The organism is Carboxylicivirga mesophila (assembly GCF_018271975.1).
Lineage (GTDB): Bacteria > Bacteroidota > Bacteroidia > Bacteroidales > Marinilabiliaceae > Carboxylicivirga > Carboxylicivirga mesophila.
In genome coordinates this window covers 1-19887 of the sequence record NZ_JAGUCN010000020.1, presented here as the reverse complement: position 1 = coordinate 19887, position 19887 = coordinate 1, and the positions used below count along the sequence as shown (strand labels likewise).

Below are 19887 nucleotides of genomic sequence, written 5' to 3'. Positions count from 1 at the left end.
ACCAAAATCAGGAATATGCGCCAACATATCCCTGATAAGCATTAAAACATCCAATTGCAGTTGGATATTCATTAACATTCATTACAAAACTATGAAAAAAAGTGCAGAAAAAGCCTGTACGGGAGGCTGGTATGCTTCCTGGCTACAAACATTAAGAATTATGAAACTACTGATACTATTTGTATTGGTGGGTACATTGCAGTTATCAGCCAATGTTTACTCGCAATCAAAAGTGAACCTAAACCTAAAAGATGTTAGTATCAAACAACTTTTGGAGGAGATAGAAAAGCAAACTGACGTAACGTTTATTTACAGCGATTCTAATATTGATGTGAATAAGGGTGTCAGCGTAAAAGCAGATAACCAATCGTTGGAAGAATTACTAGCCACCGTATTCAGAAACAGTGATGTGCGTTATTCAATGATTGAAAACCATGTAGTTTTATCTGCTGTCCTTAACGATAAAGCAGCTTATCAGCAGCAGACATTCAGGATTACAGGAAAAGTTATTGATATCAATGGAGAACCACTTCCGGGCGTTAATGTATATGAAAAAACAAATCCTCAGCACGGCGTGATTACCGGTATTGACGGAACCTATGATATTGAGGTTGATGATGCCAATGATGCCTTGGTTTTCTCATATATTGGGTTTGAGGATCAAGAAATTGTTGTAGGTGCTTCACGTGAAATAAATGTTACCCTTATTGAGGAAGCAACAGGGCTGGATGAGGTATTAGTAACGGCTTTAGGTATCCGGAAAGAAGCCAAAGCATTAGGGTATGCGGTTTCGAAAGTTGATACTGAGCGGATATTGGCAAGTGGTACACCGAGTAATGCCTTGCAATCGTTGTATGGTAGTGCTGCTGGTGTACAGGTAGCCGCAACCGCTTCGGGTCCTACTGGTGGTATGAAGATTAATATTCGTAATGCAGTTTCGTTTGATGCCAGTTCAACCACACGCCCTTTAATCGTTGTGGATGGAGTGCCTATCCATGATGAAAGTACCGGAATGGGATATGATGCAACCAGCCGTGATAATGGTACTGGTATTAATGATATCAACCCGGATGATATTGCATCATTTGAAATTCTAAAAGGTGCGAAGGCGTCAGTACTTTACGGTAGTGAGGGAGCTAATGGGGTTATTCTTATAACCACTAAATCAGGTAAAAAGGGCAAAGGCTTGGGCGTAAGTGCATCATTTACAACAACCTGGGATAAGGTAGCCTTCTTGCCTGAAATTCAGGATCAATATGGAACAGGTAGAAGTCCAAGTAATACTGAAACAGATGATCAGGGTTATTTTCTTAATGAGAATGGCGAAAGAACACTTGATTATACTGGTTCTGCCTTTGGACCAAAATTCGACCCTAATGTAACGCTTAATTGGTGGGATGGAAGTAAACGTGCCTGGGCACCATCAGGAAGTACAGTGTATGACAAAATGTTTGATATTGGTCATCAAAACACTACTAATGTGGCTCTTAGCTCTGGTGGTGAAAAAGGAACGATGCGTTTTTCATATACCAATATGCACCTGACACCAACAACCGTGAGTGGTAAGTACAATAAAAATACCTTCAGCTTAAGTGCTTCGCACCAGATGAACGACTTCGTGAAAATTACCTATGCCGGTAACTTCTTTATGTCAGAAAACCTTAACTCGGCGAATGCCAATTCGTTTGACGCACAGGGTAACCGCACCGGATTAGGCGCCTATAGTGCCGATATTGATGTCGATTTAATTCGTGAGAATATGCTTACAGAATCCGGTTACAATTACTATGCCAACCCCAATATGACCAACTTCTTCTCTCCAGGGCGTTCGGCTGTAGCCAATTACTTCTGGGATCAGGAACAAAATGAGTCCATTTTTAAGCGTTTGCACAGTATCCAATCATTAACGCTGGACGTGAATATTAATAAAATTTTTAGTGCAACCGTATTGGGAGGTATGGACTTAACCAATGAGCGAAGCGAATATAAAGGGAAACTGATGGATCCTTCACTAATTGGTCCAAATAGTGGTTCATCTTATGTTGATGAAAGCCGAATTATTCGAAAAACTTATGGCCAGGCAGTGCTTAATTTCAATACGGATTTTGACAAGATTAACTTATCCGGTTTCGTAGGAGGTGCAATACGCGATAATTACCTGGAGAAAAAAGGAGCACGCCAAATTGGCAACATGGTAATTCCGAACTATTTCTCATTTAGCAACTTACCATCAGGTGTACAGCCTACATACCAGTATGATAATGGAGAAGATGTGTTATATAGTGTGTTAGGTTCTGTTCAGTTTGCATGGGATAACCAAGTATATGTTGAAATACAAGGCCGTCAGGATTGGTCATCTATCCTGCCTCCTGAAAACAATAGTTACTTTTATCCTGGAGTCAGTGTATCCTGGTTAATGGATCAGACATTAACATTGCCTGAGTGGGTCAATATGGCTAAACTACGAGCATCATGGGCCGATGTAGGTCGTCCAGGTCCGCGTTACTTTAGTAATGTGAACTATGCTACTTCTGCATCAGGAAATGGTTATATTCTTACACCTCCTTCCCACTTACCTCCTATGGATGCCGATGGTGTACCAAATCTGGAACCGGAGCGTAAGCGTGAATTTGAGGTGGGACTAGAAGCGTATTTGTTTGCTCAGCAACGCATTGGTATTGATTTCTCTTATTACGCTTCAAATACCTATAATCAGATTATGGCTGTAACAGCACCTCCAGGATTAGGAGTTTCTACGCTTCGCATGAATGCCGGTGATGTGGCCAATAAAGGTTGGGAATTAACCTTAAAAACCAAGCCGGTTGTGACCAATGATTTTATGTGGAACCTGAATTTCACCTTCTCGGGTAATAAAACCAAGATTAAAGAGCTGGGCGGCGATCTAAGTTCACTGACTTTATGGTCAACCAACGGATTAAACGCTGTTGCTGAGGTAGGAGGCGAGTATGGTTTGATTTATCAGCAACGCGGATGGCAACACTATATTAATCCTTCTGATCCAAACGATCCGAATAATGGAAAACGAATTGTTGCTTCTAATGGCGCTAGCTATAATTACAGTGCAACAAGTAACAAGGTGGTTGGTAAACTTCTGCCTGACGTTGTAGGAGGTGTTTTCACGTCGTTCGACTATAAAAATTTCAGATTAATCGCCAATTTCGATTATTCATTCGGAGCAACGTTTATATCGGAAACTGAGACTTATATGATGGCGGCAGGTGTACTTGATGAAACATTAAAGTACCGCGATAAAGAGCATGGAGGTAGTGCTTACCATATGGTAGATGGACAAAAAGTTGCCGGAGAAGCAACTGATGGTTCTGCAACGTATTGGGACGGTGTAATATTGGATGGTGTTAAGGCTGACGGTACTGTAAATAACACAGTAGTATCGGCTGAAGATTACTATTACGAATCATATTTTTCTAATGGATTCTTTCCTGAGGATCGGATTTTCAAAAGCGATTATATAGCATTAAGAAATATTGCTCTTGATTATCGTGTGCCTAATAGTATTACAAATAGAATAAAATTACAGGATCTGACATTGTCGGTTTTCGCCAATAATGTGGCTTATATCTATAGAGCAGCTCCTAACACAATTCCGGAATCTTCAAATGGTACCGGATGGGGTAATAGTTCATATGGAACCACTGCCATGCCAACTCAACGTTCAATTGGTGTAGCTGTAAAAGTTAAGTTTTAATTAAATAAGCAAACGATATGAAAAATATATTTCTAAAATCTATATTAACCATCCTTGCATTTACTTTTATAGTTGGATGTCAAGATAAACTCGAAGAGTTATATCAGGATCCGGACGGTTTCTCAAAAGAGCAGGCCGATAAAACCGGAGGTGTGAGTGTGATTGCTGGTTTCTTCACTTCGCAATTAACACGAGGTTTCTTTTTAAGAGGTGAATACGGTGCTGCTTATCACCAAATGCGAAGCGGTTCTCGTATAACAGGTACGGGAATACAGTTGTATTATTGTACCGATGGATATGGATTGTCTTATACCCTAAGGGATGTGGAACATGACTGGGGTACCAATGGCTTTAACAATACTGTATTTAATAAATTAAACAACGAATGGTTAACAGCAGTTTTATGGGGACAGCGCGAATATAATTTAATCCCTGAAGCTGATCGTACAAACCTTGATAATCTGTATATGAATCTGCTACATGCGCTAAAAGCATATGCTTATCAGCGGGCTACCGATTTATATGACAAGGTGCCATACATTGAAACCGGGACAGCTGGCGGATTGGATGGTATTAAAACCAAGTATTATGGTCAGGAAGAGGTTTATCCGGTGATTATTGAAGAACTAAAGAATATTGAACAGTTTATTGCTGATTTAGAATTATCTGATGATGAACAGGCCTCTTTCAATAATCAGGATGTGATATTTGGTGGTGATTTGCTTCAATGGAGGAAATACCTTAATTCATTACGTTTACGTTGTGCCATGAATGTGAGTGAACAGACGCCGGCTGTAACACAAACTGTGATTTCGGAGTTGAATGGAAAGCCGTTGTTTGATCAGTACGATGACGTGGCCGGTTTGGCAGATATTGCTATTGTTGAGCCAAGCAGGCTACAGCGTGAATTAGGTATTACACGTGCTTTTAGGGAGCGTGCTGATGAATGTCGTGCGCCTAAACGATTCCTGGATGATCTAATGAACTGTAAGCCAGTTGAAAAAATCGCTATTATCAACGGTGAGAGCCTGCCGTATTTTGATGGTGATAATTCAGAAACCGGACTTGAAGACGGAACTGTCGATCCACGTGTGGCTTACATCTTCTCAAAAAGTATTAAAGGCGATTATCTCGGAACCACTCATACTTGGGATAAAATTGATGATCCGGATAGTTATTTTAGTAAAATAATGAGAGGGTATTATATCAATGATCCGATTATGACAGATCCTGCCATCACCGTGTTTAAGTATACTTATAATAACGGTGATGAGATTGAAATCAAACTTAATGATGCGGCAGCAAACGATATAACCCTGCGTGATGCATTTTTGTTAAAGGCGATGCGTGAGAGATGTGCCCAATATTCAGATATTAACTGGACAATTGGTACAGATCACAATATGGTAGCTGAGTATAATATTCGTCCGCAGTATAACTTTGATTTAAGATATCCAACTTTACATGCAGTTGAAACAGAATTATCTCTTGCCGAAGCAGCCGTTCGCGGTTTTGGTACTCTGAATGGATCAGCACGCGAGCATTATAAAAATGCCATCGAGCTGTCATGCAAATACTGGTATAACCTGCATGATCATACTTATTCTAAGCAGTCGATTCCTTCATTTCCATCTAACTGTGCTGAATCGCGCGTTAACGATCGGCCTAAAAAGGAGTACGATGCGGCTACCTATGCAGAGAATGCTGCTTTGGCTTTTGATGCCATGACAGACCAGGAAAAGGTAAAAGCTATTTTTATGCAACTACAGGCGCATTATAACTTTTTCAATTTTGAAACCGTGTACACCAGTGCTCGTCGCCTGATTAAATACCTTGACGATAACCCTGCAGGTCCATACGAGGTATTCCAGTGGAAAGAGCGTATGACATACCCTGGTGGTATTCAGGCTTCGGATCCTGAAAACTGGGCTATCATTAGTCCGGATAATGATCCTGATAAACCAGTTTGGCTAACAGGCAGAACAACTAAGTGGAAAAATATTTTAGAGTAATCATTAAAACTGAGATAATGAAGAAATTAATCTATATAGTATTTGCAGTTCTCTTGTTTGCTTCATGTGAAGCAGATAAAGGGGTAATTAAAGGTCAGGCAGAAGCTGTAAACGGAGATGAAGTAATTACATCAAATATTACAGTGAATTTATATAACTCTGATTCTTCTTTGACTGAAACAACAACAACTAATGCCAATGGAGAATTCGCATTTACCGATCTCAATAGTGGTAACTATTATATTGGGGCAACTGTTACCGTGGGTGATCAAATATTTGATACAGGTAATCGACCACAAATGGTATACGTAAATGACGATATTGTTAAAGAGGTGGCTCTCTCGTTAACAGCTAAATAGGCTAAGTTAAAATTCTCATAGATTTAAATGGAGGTGTTCGTAACGAATACCTCCATTTTTTATTGATATGCAAGTAATGTATAGTATCCCATTTCATCCTGTATGATGATTAACAATCATTAAAGGTCTATTTTAATAGCTTATATTATTTTTGTGAAAAAAATACGGACGTAATGCTTAAGAAAATAGATCTATTTATTGTTGGCTTAATACTTATGCTGTTATCGGCCTGGTTATTTCCACAGTTAGGTACCTACGATGGGCCTGGTAACCTGGAGCAGATTACCGACATTGGCATTACGCTCATTTTCTTTTTTTATGGGTTGAAGCTGAGCCCGCAGCAGTTTAAGAGTGGTTTAAGTAATTACCGACTGCATATACTTATTCAATTAGCTACGTTTGTGTTGTTTCCCTTGTTAGTTATCGTATTTAAACCGTTTATTAACACCGATGAGCAGCAAATGCTTTGGCTGGCCATGTTTTTCCTGGCGGCTTTGCCATCTACCGTATCGTCATCGGTGGTGATGGTAGTGCTGGCCAAAGGCAACATTGCCGGAGCCATATTTAATGCCAGTATCTCAGGATTGATAGGTATCGTTTTAACCCCTTTATGGATGGGTTTATTCTGGCAGGTGGAAGGAGCAGCTTTTGATTTCTTCGACATCACCACAAGCCTTGTTTTACAAATACTTCTGCCTGTTGTTGCGGGTTTGCTACTGCACCATTCTTTGGGCGGATACGTCAAGAAACATCTGAAAGCCCTGGCCTGGTTTGATAAGATGATTATCCTGCTGATTGTGTATAACAGTTTTAGCAAGTCGTTTACCACAGGCCTGTTTGAAACCATTAGCTTTATTGATATGGTGCTCATTGGTATAGCTACCATTGTTCTGTTTGCCTTGGTTTATGGGATAATCCATTTATTTACCCGGTGGTTTGGGTTCAATCGCGAAGACCGCATCGCCGCCTTGTTTTGCGGTTCAAAAAAGTCGCTGGTGCATGGTACGGTTTTTTCAAAGGTCTTATTTGAGAATGTGGCCAGCCAGGGACTATTTCTGGTGCCTATCATGTTGTATCATTCGTTTCAGCTGATTATCGTCAGTTTTATTGCTCAGCGCATGGGGCGTCAGGTAAAAGACTAATTACATACAGCTGATAGTTAAACATGACAGAGCATCTATTGAACATACCTGTCCGTTAGTTGCTTAAGAATGTTGATATATTTGGGAGAGTAATACAAACAGTAATATGCCTTTCGATGAGAAGGCGCAACCCAAATAAAATCAGCTATGAAACAAAGTTTATTTCTTTTGCTACTAATGATTGGTTGCTACTCATGCCAGCAATCATCCATTACCATAACAAATAACGGACGCTCAGATTATCATATAGAAATTGCGGCCGATGCATCAGTCAATGAAAAGGAAGCGGCAAAGGTATTGCAACAATACATTCAACAGTCAACGGGTGCCGAATTGGAAGTTAAGACAGGCTATTCAGATGATAAAAAAACTATCCAGCTGATTGTTATTGACCAGCCTGCACCTAACATTAAGTATTATTTGCAAGGAAATGCCCTAGTGATTGAAGGGAGTAATAAGGCATACCTGCTTTCGGCGGTTTATGAATTCCTGGAGCGCGAATTGGCTTGCCGGTTTTGGGCGCCTGATGCAGAGACAATTCCTCGAACAGATAAACTGAGACTGCCAACGAGTATAAATTATCGCTACTCGCCACCAGTGCATGTGCGCACGGTACATTCCAAATTGTTTTACGAATATCCTGAATTTGCCGATAAGCAAAGAGTCACATACGAGGCTTTTCCTATGTATGTCCCGGAAGCGCGGGTGCATACCTTTCATCGCTTTTTACCTGCCGACCAATATTTTGATAAGCATCCAGACTATTATGCGTTAGTGAATGGCAAGCGTCGCCCTACACAGCTTTGCTTGAGTAACCCAGATGTTCTTCGTATAGTCACAGAGGATGTAGAAGCAACCTTTGCCAGTCATCCTGAAGCTTCGGTTGTGTCAGTTAGCCAGGATGATAATACGCAGTACTGCCAGTGTGAGGGTTGTGAAGCCATCCACCAGGAGGAAGGCAGTCCTTCTGGTTCAATGATTCGTTTTGTGAATGCAGTAGCACAAAACTTCCCCGATAAGCAAATCTCAACATTGGCCTATCAGTATACCCGCAAAGCCTGCAAAACCAAGCCTCTAGACAATGTACTGATAACGCTTTGTTCTATAGAATGTGATCGCAGTGCCTCTATTGAAGATAAATGCTCTGATTTTGCGGTTGATTTGCAAGCCTGGAAAAATCTGACAGAGAATATTCGTATTTGGGATTATACCACACAGTTTACCAACTTCCTGGCGCCATTTCCCAATATTTACACGCTGGCTCCCAATATCCGGTTTTTTGCTGATAATAACGCCAAATGGATTTTTGAGCAGCACAGTCATAATCCCAGTGAGCTATTTGAGTTGCGTTCGTATCTGATGGCTCGTTTACTATGGAATCCGGAAAGGAATACCGATGTGTTGATACGTGAATTTTGTGATGGGTACTATGGCGAGGCAGGACCTAAGGTGGTTGAATATATAACTGACATACATAAGGCACTGGAAAGCCATCCTGACTTTTTTCTGTTTCTGTATGGAGGTCCATCCCAGGCCTTTGATTCATTTCTAAATAAGGAAGCTCTTGCTGGTTACAACCGTTGTTTTGACGAAGCCGAAGCCCATGTTACTGATAATGCAGAACTGTTAAAGCGGGTTCGAAGAGCTAGATTGGGCGTACGTTATGCAACTCTTGAAGCCTGCCGGGCAAATTTATCAGAAATCTATTCGCTAAATAATACAACCTTTGTTGAGAAGGAGCTGGCAGCTTTTGAGCAAAGTTGCCAAGACGGGCATATTACCATGATGAATGAGACGCGTTTTATGGTGTCCGACTACCTGACTTTATATAAGAGCCATCTTGAAAGAGCTGGACTTAAAAACCTGGCTGCCGGGAAAGATGTTACATTGCTGACAAAACCACATAAATATGCCAATGAAGATCCGCAAACATTAACTGATAATGCTTTTGGTGGTGGTAGCTTTTATGCCAACTGGTTGGGTTTTGAAGGCAACAATATGGTGGCAGTTGTGGACTTGGGCGAAGTACAAAAGTTTGAGAACATATCAACCGGCTTTTTACAAGTGGTCAATCATGTGGTGTTTTTCCCAACAGAAGTCAGCTACTCAGTATCGCTTGATGGAAATAATTACAAAAAGGTTGGAAGGGTACTCAATAAACGACCTTTGCAGAAGGATAGTAAAATAAATGACACGCAGCTATTCGCCGTGGAGTTACCTGAAACAGATGCCCGATTTGTGAAGATTGAAGCAAAAAATATGAAAACACCTCCTGTGTGGCACCATGCAGTGGGATTGCCATCGTGGATTTTTGCCGATGAGGTGCAGGTCTATTGATGACTAATTGAGACTGGCTGCAATTTTTAGTAATATTGCAGCCAATTTAGTTGTTGAATGGAGGAAATTGGAAAGTATATTGCTGTTTATTTAACAGGTGCTACAGGTATTTATAAAGGTATTCCGGTTGGCATTGCTTTGGGTTTAAAGCCCTTGCTTATCGCTTCTTTAGTGGCATTGGGAGCCATGTCATCCGCACTGTTGGTTTATTTCTCGGGAGAGCCTTTTCGTAGGTGGTTGCTGGAAAAGTATGGTTCTAAAACATTTGAGCAGAAAAAAGCTAAGTTCTCCAGGTGGATGGATAAATATGGAGTGCCAGGTCTTGGGCTTATGGTTACCGGTTTGCTTGGGCCTTTTATCGCTTTAATAATTGGTATGGCTTTGCTCGATGATACACGAAAGTTTCTATTATACCTGCTGACCGGTATTGTGTTGTGGTCATTTGGTCTCACTTATCTGACTGAGCCTGTTGTGCAACTGGTGAAAGGGTTGTTTTAAGCTGAATACCAATAGCTCCTTACTACTCCTTAATCTTAAATTCAATTCGACGATTCAAGTTATGAGCTGCTTCTTTGTTCGCATTACCCCGCAGTCGTTTAATAAACGATGCATATAACACATCTCCTTCCTTCAGAAAGTCGAGTTTTTTGGCTTGTCTTTTACTCACAGTAACAGGTTCGGAGCTACCTACACCTTTGGCCGATAAGCGTTCTGTTGGAATTCCCTTACTCATAAGATAGCTCATCACCGATTCGGCTCGTTTTTGTGATAGAACGATAGCTTCCGATTCCGATCCTTCACCCGATGCATGTGCAACAATATCCAACACAATCTTCTTGTTCAGGTTCATGATAGCAGCCAGTCTGTTGAGCTCTTGTTTCGAATTGGTGTTTAAATCAAACTGGTCCTTGCTAAACCGGATATTTCTGAAGACAATGGCATCTTCCATTGGCAGCATACCTACTTCAATATTAAACTCTTTGTTATTGCCCAGGCCAATGGTTGATAGCTTGTGCTTATGATTAAAGTAACCTTTAGAGGCCACCATAAACACATACTCAGTTTGGGGTGCCAGCTTGGCGCCAAAGCTACCATCATTGCGTATGTTAAGCTTTATATTGGTGCCATCCGTACCAATCAGTCGCAGGTAGGCATCAGCTAATGGTTCATCCGTTTTTTCGCTGTAAACCAGTCCTTTCATGCTAAATTCGAGCTTAGGTAAACTAAACGCATAGATGTTATCAATGCCTTTAGAGCTGCCTCGCGATGAGCTTAATAGCCCGGCTTCTTCCATGCCTTTGAATGCAATGCCAAAGTCATCACCTTCGCTGTTGAGCGGACGGCCAAGGTTATAAACATCCCAGTCTTCCTTTTCTTCGTCGAAAACGGCACGGTAAATATCCAGTCCACCATAGCCAATGTGTGCATTTGAACTGAAATACAAGGAACCATCCATGCGAACTGAAGGAAACACCTCATCGCCGGCTGTATTAATCACACTGCCCATGTTAACCGGTTGTCCCCAGCCTCCTTCACCCCCTTTGGTTGTTTTCCAGATATCCTTACCACCATAGCCACCAGGCATGTCACTCACAAAATACAAGGTTTCGCCATCGTGTGAGATGGCCGGATGTGCCACAAGCAGGCTGTCGCCGCCAATTTCGAGCTGAACAGGTTCGCCCCATTTACCTCCTGAGCGGCTCACCATGTACATTTCTGCACTTCGGGGTTGCTCATTATCGTAGCGGCATCTGGTAAAGTACATCTCCTTACCGTCTCCCGACATGGTGGCACTACCTTCGTCAAATTCAGTATTGATGGTTTCATCCAGAGGTTCCGGATCGGTCCATTCGCCTTTGGCATCCATCTTAGCCATAAAAATGTTGGTACCTCCCTGACCTGTGATTCTACTTTTTTTACGCTTCTTTTTCTCGGTGCGCATTGATGAGAAGTAGATCTGATCGTAGCTGGTACTGGCATAGCCCGGCGAGAAGTCGCTGTAGCGAGTATTGTTTACTTTCTTCAGTTTTTCAATGTTATAACGGGTTTCAAGAGTATCCTTCATGGCCAGTTTGCAGGCAGCAAGCCCGTTTTGCGCACGTTTATCCCGCGGCACCTTTTGCAGATATTCCTCATAAGCCTCAATCGCGTCTTCGTACTTTTGCGAGGCCAGGTAACAATCGCCCAGGTAAAGTCCTGCGTCAGCCATCTCGTAATTATAACGCACGGCTCTGGCATACTGCATTGTAGCCTTTCGGGGTTTATTGGTTTTGCGATAGCATTCGCCCAGGTAATAGGAGATTTCTCCTTTAGTGTAATTATTATCTGCTTTCCGGTAGGCTTTTTTAAACTGGGTAGCAGCACGGTCATATTCGCCTATTAGGTAGGCTTTATTGGCATTGCCGAGTTTACTGCCTCCTAAACAGCCGGATAGTAGAAAAGAGGCAACAAATAGATATATGAATAGTCTGAAATTAACTTGCATTGTGGGCATTAGGTCCGAGATTAATTAAAGAACCAAAAATAAATAATTATTAGACACATAAAAAACGAGTAAGCACCGTATTTATTGTAACAGGACAGAGCAATGTGTAATTGATGGGGCTGTTAAAACCATGTTAAACATCTTTCAATTCAAACCAATTTGCCAATTTAGTTGTTTCTTTGTTGATGATGCATAAAAAAGTGTTACATATTGTTCTATCCCTGATGCTCCTGGTATCAACCACAGGAGTAACTTTTTCTATGCATTATTGTGGAGGTAAATATGTTTCCACCTCTTTATTTGTTGAGGCTGATTCCTGTTGTGGTGATGGATGTGGCTGTTGTGAAAACAAGAGTGTGCATTACGAAGTGGAGGAAGATTATACCGGCCCTGTAATTTCTGCACTTGAACCAGCCATTGAGTTAGACCTGCTGATTGAACTGTTTCATTTTGAAATAGATGCTGAAGAATTATCAATACTTTCCGTAAAGAGAACGTTTGAGGATATTTCGCCGCCGCTCCCGGTGGCAGAGCGTCTTTCTTTATTGCAAACCTTTCTTTGTTAGATATTGCTTAACTGCTTTAATCAGGCTTATCTTATAGTGCCTGCTTAATGTTGTTTGAATCAAAGCAATGTATTATCTAACATATTGGAAATGATTAATTCATTAATACGTTTTTTTCTCGAAAACAAATTAGTCACCTTTCTGGTACTTATCGTATTTATCAGTTGGGGGATTATTAATTCGCCATTTGGCTGGGATACAGGGATACTGCCAAGCGACCCGGTACCCGTTGATGCCATCCCGGATATTGGCGAGAATCAGCAAATTGTATATACTGAGTGGCCGGGCCGCTCGCCGCAGGATATTGAAGACCAGATATCGTATCCATTAACAACTTCTTTACTGGGAATTCCCGGCGTAAAAACCATTCGTAGCAACTCCATTTTCGGACTGTCAAGTATCTATGTTATTTTTGATGAAGATGTGGAGTTTTACTGGAGTCGCACACGTATCCTTGAGAAGCTCAATTCTTTACCGGCAGGTACGCTGCCAGGTGATGTGAGTCCGGCTTTGGGTCCTGATGCTACTGCTTTGGGGCAAATTTACTGGTACACACTGGAAGGGCGCGATAAAGACGGGAATCCGACAGGAGGCTGGGATCCACATGAATTGCGGAGCATTCAGGATTTCCAGATTCGCTATGCTTTAACAGCGGCCGAAGGTGTGGCCGAAGTGGCTTCCATCGGTGGTTTTGTAAAGGAGTATCAAATCGATATCGACCCCAATGCCATGAAAGGTCACGGTGTGACGGTGGCGCAAATCATGAGTGCGATAAAAAACAGCAACCTAGATATTGGTGCACGAACCATCGAGTTTAACCGCGTGGAATACCTTGTGCGGGCCTTGGGTTACATCAAGAACCTGGAAGACATTGAAAAGAGTGTGGTGACGGTGAGGGATAACGTACCCATTCGCATTAAAGATGTGGCCAAGGTGACTTTTGGACCGGCTACCCGTCGAGGAGGGCTGGATAAAGGTGGTGCCGAGGCTGTTGGAGGCGTAGTTGTGGCGCGCTATGGAACCAATCCGCTGAAGGCCATCGAAAATATGAAGGCTAAGATTGCCGAGATTGCGCCCGGCCTGCCATCCAAAACCTTAGCCGATGGAACTGTTTCGAAGGTCACTATAGTCCCCTTTTACGATCGTACCGGTTTGATTAAAGAGACCCTTGGAACACTGGAGGAGGCCATCTCACTGGAACTACTGATCAGTATCCTGGTGGTGATAGTACTGGTGTTCAATCTGCGTGCTTCTTTCCTGATATCAAGTTTGTTGCCCATTGGGGTACTCATCACTTTTATAACGATGCGACAATTTGGAGTAGATGCCAATATTGTGGCCCTTTCGGGTATTGCCATCGCCATTGGTGTGATGGTGGATGTGGGTGTGGTGTTTGTTGAGAACATTATCCGGCACATTGAGTTGCCTGAGAACAAAGGGGCGAGGGGAAAAGAACTGCTGCATGTGGTTTACAATGCTACTACCGAAGTGGCTGGGGCGGTTATCACAGCTCTGTCCACTACCATCATCAGCTTCTTGCCGGTATTCGCCATGGAGGCTGCTGAAGGTAAACTGTTCAAGCCATTGGCCTTCACCAAAACGTTTACAATGATATCGGCTTTGCTGATTGGCTTAATCATCATTCCTACCTTGGCGCATCTGGTATTTTCAATTAAAATTGACAAACGACGCTACCAGCGATTGGGGAATATCATCCTGATAGCAGCTGGCGTGGTGCTGTCTGTTGCCTCAGGGAATTATATAGCCCTGTCTATTTCTGCTTTTGGAATAAATGGTTTGTTAGCGCATCAATGGCCTGAAGGCAAGAAACAATGGATTAACTTTATCAATGTGGCTATTACAATCGTGGTGGTTGTATTCTTCTTAACCAAAGCCTGGATGCCTTTGGGAGCGCAGAATACGATGTTTGCCAACTTTTTGTTTGTAATTGCCATTGTTACGGTAGTATTGGGTGGTTTGTCATTGGTGGTTCTGTTTTATCAACGCATCCTTAATTGGTGTCTGAATCATAAGTGGCAGTTCCTGACTATACCTGCCTTGGTGGTGATATTTGGTATCACGAGCTGGCAGGGCTTCGATAAGCTCTTTGGTTTTATGCCGCAGTTTGTAAAAGATAGTGATACCTATGCCTACCTCGATAAGAAACTGCCCGGTATTGGTAAGGAGTTTATGCCTTCGCTTGATGAAGGTTCATTCCTATTGATGCCAACTACCATGCCGCATTCGGGCATTGAAGAAAATCTGGAAGTGATTCGTATTTTAGATAAACGGGTGAATGCGATCCCGGAAGTAGAATCCGTTATAGGTAAATGGGGCCGCGTTAATTCAGCTTTAGACCCGGCACCGGTGTCGATGTATGAGAACGTCATCAACTACAAGCCCGAGTACATGCTCAATGAGAAAGGGCACCGCATGCGTTTTAAGGTCAACCGTGATGGAGCCTACGAACTAACTGATGGCAGTGTGTATAATCCCAAAGAAGATGGATTCAGACTGATTGATAAAACACTGCTGGTGGAGGATAAGAATGGGGAGTATTTCAGGCAGTGGCGTAAAGAGATACAATCGCCCGATGACATCTGGAACGAGATCATAGAGCAAAGCACTATACCCGGGCTGACTTCAGCACCTAAGCTGCAACCTATTTCAACGCGTCTGGTGATGCTACAAACCGGAATGCGTGCGCCTATGGGCATGAAGGTATATGGGCCTGACTTAAATAGTATTGAAAAGGTTGGTTTCCAGCTCGAACAGCTACTCAAACATGTGGAGGGTGTCAATAGCATGTCAGTATTTGCCGATCGTGTGGTGGGTAAGCCTTACCTGGAGATGGTGATTAACCGCGATGCGATTGCTCGTTACGGCTTAAGTGTGCAAAGTTTACAAGCAGTTATTGGCAGTGCCATTGGCGGAATGCCGCTGACCAGTACCGTGGAGGGACGCGAACGTTACCCAGTACGTCTGCGTTATGCCCGCGAGTTCAGGGATAATCCTGAGGATTTAAATAAGATTCTCATTCCGACTCCAACGGGCGCTCAGGTGCCGCTGGGACAATTGGTTGAGATACAATATAAACGTGGTCCGCAAATGATTAAGAGTGAAGATACCTTTTTGGTGGGCTATGTTATTTTTGATAAGAAACCGGGTTACGCCGAGGTGGATGTGGTGGAAAATGCACAGGAATACCTAGACAAGCAGCTAGCTGAAGGTAAACTGGTATTACCGGCCGGTGTGAGTTACAAGTTCACTGGTAACTATGAAAATCAAATTCGAGCTACCAAGCGACTGATGATTGTGATTCCGATATCGCTCATCATTATTTTCCTCATCTTGTTCTTTCAGTTCCGTTCGGTTATCTCCACCAGCTTGATTTTTACAGGTATTCTGGTGGCCTTCTCAGGCGGATTCATCATGCTTTGGCTTTATGCTCAGCCATGGTTTATGGATGGAACACTGGCTGGTATGAGCTTACGAACGCTATTTCAGGTAAGTAATATTAACCTCAGTGTGGCGGTGTGGGTCGGTTTTATAGCCCTTTTTGGTGTGGCTACCGATGATGGTGTGCTTATCAGTACTTACATCAAGCAGTTGCAAGACAAGCGGCAGCCGCAAACGGTGGCCCAGGTACGTGCTTTGGTGCTTGAGGCAGGTACCAAGCGGGTACGTCCGGCGGTGATGACCACAGCCACTACCATTATTGCCTTGCTGCCGGTATTAACGTCCACCGGTAAAGGTTCTGATATCATGGTGCCGATGGCTATTCCGCTGTTTGGGGGCATGGTCATTGAGGTGCTGACCATGTTTGTAGTGCCGGTTCTCTACAGCTTCTGGCAGGAGACCGTGATTAAACGTAAGGTAAAACAGCAAAATAATTAAGCGATGAAACGAACAATAGTAACATATATTCTGGCGCTGCTGTTACCGGTTCTGGCAATGGGGCAGGAGGAACTGAACAAGTACCTCACCATTGCGGCAGAGAATAATCCGGGCCTTAAGGCAGCTTTTAACAACTATCTATCGGCACTTGAGAAAGCACCACAGGTTAGGGCTTTGCCCGATCCTCAACTGGCTTTTGGTTATTTCATTCAGCCCGTGGAAACGCGCAATGGTCCCCAGGAGTTTAAATTTTCGGCCACTCAAATGTTTCCCTGGTTTGGGACTCTGAAGGCAAAAGAAAATTCAACCATTCAGCAGGCCCAGGCGCAGTACGAACTGTTTGAGGAAAAACGTTCCAAACTGTTCAACGAGGTCAAAGCCAACTGGTACAATCTATACTTTACCAACAAGGCGGTGGGTATCACACTGGAGAACATTGATATTCTCAATACTTTTAAAAAGCTGGCCGCTGTGAAGGTGGAAACAGGAAAAGTATCGGCGGTGGATCAGTATCGTATCGAGATGGAAGTTAACGATTTGGAGGATCAGCTGGCTAACCTGCGCGACAAGCAATACGTGCAGGAGGTGGCTTTCAACAAACTACTGAATGTGGAAGAGCCGGTGACGCTTACCTGGCCCGATAGCTTATGGACAACGGATTTTTACCTGAATAAATCGGCTGCTCTTGACTCTATCAAAGCAAAGAACCATCAGTTGCTCAGTATCGATATGCAAAAAGAAGCACTGGCATTCAAAAAGCAGGCGGCTAAAAAGGCGGGTGCTCCATCTTTTAGCTTGGGTATCGATTACGTGGCTATTGGTAAAGGAGCCAATAACCTGTCGGGGAAAGATGCTATTGCTTTTCCAAAGGTGGGGTTGACTATTCCCTTGTATCGGAATAAATACCAGAGCATGGTGCAGGAGGTGGTTTACCTGGAGATGGCCAAAGACTATGAACGAGTTGATAAGGCTAATGTATTAGAGGTGCTTTTTGAAAATACCTGGAAGGATTACAGTGATGCCCATCGTCGTATTGATTTGTTTGATGCCCAGTTGAGCCTGGCACGTAAAGCGATGAAATTGCTGGAAACCGAGTATGCCTACGCCAATAAAAATTTCGAAGAGATACTGCGTATGGAGCGACGCTTGTTGCAGTATCAGCTGGAGCTGGAAAAGGCTCGCACTGATAAACAGGCCGCCATCGCTTTTATTGGCTATCTGATGGGGAAATAATTGTTAATGATTAATTGTAAACAGATGAACACAATCTTTCAATATATAAAAGCTAATTACAAGCCGGTACTGATAACATTGGCTATCGGTTTGTTGGTAGGATGGGCCATTGCGCCATCTGGTAATGGAAATGCTCAGGCCGATGCGCACGAGGGGCATCAGCACGAAGAAGAAACGGTTTGGACTTGCTCTATGCACCCGCAGATTAAACAGAGTGAGTTTGGTTTATGTCCAATATGTGCCATGGACCTGATTCCACTGGCAGGTATGCAATCGGCCGAGAATGCCGATCCCAATGAAGTGGTTATGACAGAAGCGGCTGCTAAGCTGGCCGAGGTGGAAACCAGTGTGGTGCAGTTGGGAAAACCGGTGAAGGAACTTTATTTACAAGGTAAGATTCATGTAGATGAGCGACGTATAGCTGAGTTGACAGCCCGTTTTGGTGGACGTATCGAGCAGCTTAATATTAATTTTACAGGGCAGAATGTGCGAAAAGGGCAGAAGCTGGCTACCATCTACTCGCCTGAGCTGGTAAGTGCCCAGCGTGAGCTGATTGAAGCTTTTGCTGTCAGGGAAAGCAATCCATCATTATACAAGGCTTCTAAAGCCAAGCTGCAAGCATGGGATTTATCGGATGAGCAGATTGCTACCATTGAAAAAAGCGGTGAGCCACAGGTGAATTTTGATATTTTATCGCCTATCTCAGGGACGGTAATGATGCGAAATGTGGCCCTTGGCGATTATGTGAAGCAAGGGATGCCGCTGTTCAAAGTGACTGATCTTACGCGTGTTTGGGCCTTGTTTAATGCCTATGAATCCGATTTGCCGTGGGTGAAGCAAGGCGATAAAGTGAGCTTTACACTGGAAGCCTTGCCTGGTGAAACGTTTACTGCTAAGGTAACTTATGTTGACCCGATGATTGATGCTAAAACACGCGTAGCTAAAGTGAGGGTGGAAGTAGGCAATAGCAACTTGCAGCTCAAACCGGAGATGTTTGCCAATGCCATGCTGGAGGCACGTTTGTCAAATGAGGATGTGATGGTGATTCCAAAGTCGGCGGTATTGTGGACGGGCAAACGCGCTGTTGTGTATACCAAAGTGCCGGAGCGTGAAACACCTACTTTCCTGTTTAGGGAGATTACGCTTGGACCCAATGCCGGTAACAATTACATTGTGAAAGAAGGTTTATCTGTTGGTGAAGAGATTGCGACCAACGGCGTGTTTAAGATTGATGCCTCGGCACAGCTGATGGGACTGAAGAGCATGATGAATGCCCCAGAAACGCATAATAAGAATAAGGTAAGTTTTACAGTAGCCGGTAATTGCGACATGTGTAAGGAGCGTATCGAAAAGGCAGCCATGACGGTGTTTGGTGTTGTAAGTGCCGAGTGGTCAGCCGATACTCAGGAGGTCGGGGTAGTATTTGATCCTGAACATACTAATGTGGATGCCATTCAAAGAGCCATTGCTCAGGTAGGCCATGATACTGAAAAATACAAAGCCGATGCTGCAGTTTATGAAACGTTACACAGTTGCTGTCTATACGAGCGTTTGGATAAGCAGGCTGTTACAAAGTCTTCAGCTAAGCAATCGAGTCAGGCGAAGCATGCCATGGTTAAAGTAGCCGGTAACTGCGGTATGTGTCAGGAGCGCATTGAAGAAGCTGCTCTTTCGGTGGAAGGCGTGACCTCCGCTAAATGGGATAAAAACACTAAAATGCTGCATCTGAACTATGGTGGCAAGGCAACGGTGGATGCGGTTGAAAAAGCCATTGCTGCAGCGGGGCACGATACGGAGCATCACAAAGCTGATGATGCGGTTTACGATAAGTTACCTGGATGCTGTCATTATGATCGTATGGGAGAATCGGCAACCAATAAAACATCTGCAGCTCAGTCAAAGCACGCCATGGTTAAAGTAGCTGGTAACTGTGGCATGTGTCAGGATCGCATTGAAGAAGCTGCTCTTTCGGTGGAAGGTGTGACTACGGCCAAATGGGATAAGGACACCAAAATGCTGCACCTGAATTATGGCGGTAAGGCTACAGTGGATGCTGTTGAAAAAGCCATTGCCACAGTGGGGCACGATACAGAGCACCACAAAGCCGATGATGAGGTATACGATAACCT

Annotated in this window: 11 protein-coding genes; 10 read left to right on the top strand and 1 reads right to left on the bottom strand. The window is 43.3% G+C overall.

The annotated features are described in order from the left end of the window. The first annotated feature begins 91 nt into the window (after positions 1-91). The 6 genes from KEM09_RS16005 (at position 92) to KEM09_RS15980 (ending at position 10075) form a co-directional block, all read left to right on the top strand. Complete coding sequence (locus KEM09_RS16005) at positions 92-3727, top strand: SusC/RagA family TonB-linked outer membrane protein (RefSeq protein ID WP_212229822.1); 3636 nt, start codon at positions 92-94, stop codon at positions 3725-3727. 17 nt (positions 3728-3744) lie between these two features. After that, positions 3745-5739 (top strand): SusD/RagB family nutrient-binding outer membrane lipoprotein, encoded by a 1995-nt coding sequence (locus KEM09_RS16000; protein ID WP_212229821.1) that lies wholly within the window; start codon positions 3745-3747, stop codon positions 5737-5739. Between the two features lie 17 nt (positions 5740-5756). Further along, the gene (locus tag KEM09_RS15995; protein ID WP_212229820.1) at positions 5757-6098 is read left to right on the top strand and encodes an SdrD B-like domain-containing protein; all 342 of its coding nucleotides are present in this window, start codon (positions 5757-5759) and stop codon (positions 6096-6098) included. Positions 6099-6271: 173 nt separating this feature from the next. Continuing rightward, a complete protein-coding gene (locus tag KEM09_RS15990; RefSeq protein WP_212229819.1) occupies positions 6272-7240 on the top strand; it encodes a bile acid:sodium symporter family protein in 969 nt (322 codons plus the stop codon). 147 nt (positions 7241-7387) lie between these two features. Then, positions 7388-9577, top strand: a complete 2190-nt coding sequence (locus tag KEM09_RS15985) for a DUF4838 domain-containing protein (RefSeq protein ID WP_212229818.1) — start codon at positions 7388-7390, stop codon at positions 9575-9577. Between the two features lie 57 nt (positions 9578-9634). Continuing rightward, on the top strand, positions 9635-10075 hold the full coding sequence (locus tag KEM09_RS15980) for a small multi-drug export protein (RefSeq protein ID WP_212229816.1): 441 nt from the start codon (positions 9635-9637) through the stop codon (positions 10073-10075). Positions 10076-10097: 22 nt separating this feature from the next. Here the strand turns inward: KEM09_RS15980 and porE are convergent, their stop codons facing one another. Further along, positions 10098-12071, bottom strand: coding sequence for a PorE family type IX secretion system protein (gene porE / locus KEM09_RS15975; protein ID WP_212229814.1), 1974 nt, complete (start codon positions 12069-12071; stop codon positions 10098-10100). A 191-nt stretch (positions 12072-12262) separates the two neighbouring features. Here porE and KEM09_RS15970 point away from each other — a divergent pair, with 191 nt between their 5' ends. From KEM09_RS15970 to KEM09_RS15955, 4 genes are all read left to right on the top strand, one after another. Next, on the top strand, positions 12263-12628 hold the full coding sequence (locus KEM09_RS15970) for an HYC_CC_PP family protein (protein ID WP_212229812.1): 366 nt from the start codon (positions 12263-12265) through the stop codon (positions 12626-12628). Positions 12629-12718: 90 nt separating this feature from the next. After that, a complete protein-coding gene (locus tag KEM09_RS15965) occupies positions 12719-16525 on the top strand; it encodes an efflux RND transporter permease subunit (protein WP_212229810.1) in 3807 nt (1268 codons plus the stop codon). A 3-nt stretch (positions 16526-16528) separates the two neighbouring features. Beyond that, positions 16529-17758, top strand: coding sequence for a TolC family protein (locus KEM09_RS15960; RefSeq protein ID WP_212229808.1), 1230 nt, complete (start codon positions 16529-16531; stop codon positions 17756-17758). 24 nt (positions 17759-17782) lie between these two features. Next, the coding region (locus KEM09_RS15955; protein WP_212229807.1) for an efflux RND transporter periplasmic adaptor subunit at positions 17783-19887 on the top strand (2105 nt) is incomplete at its 3' end.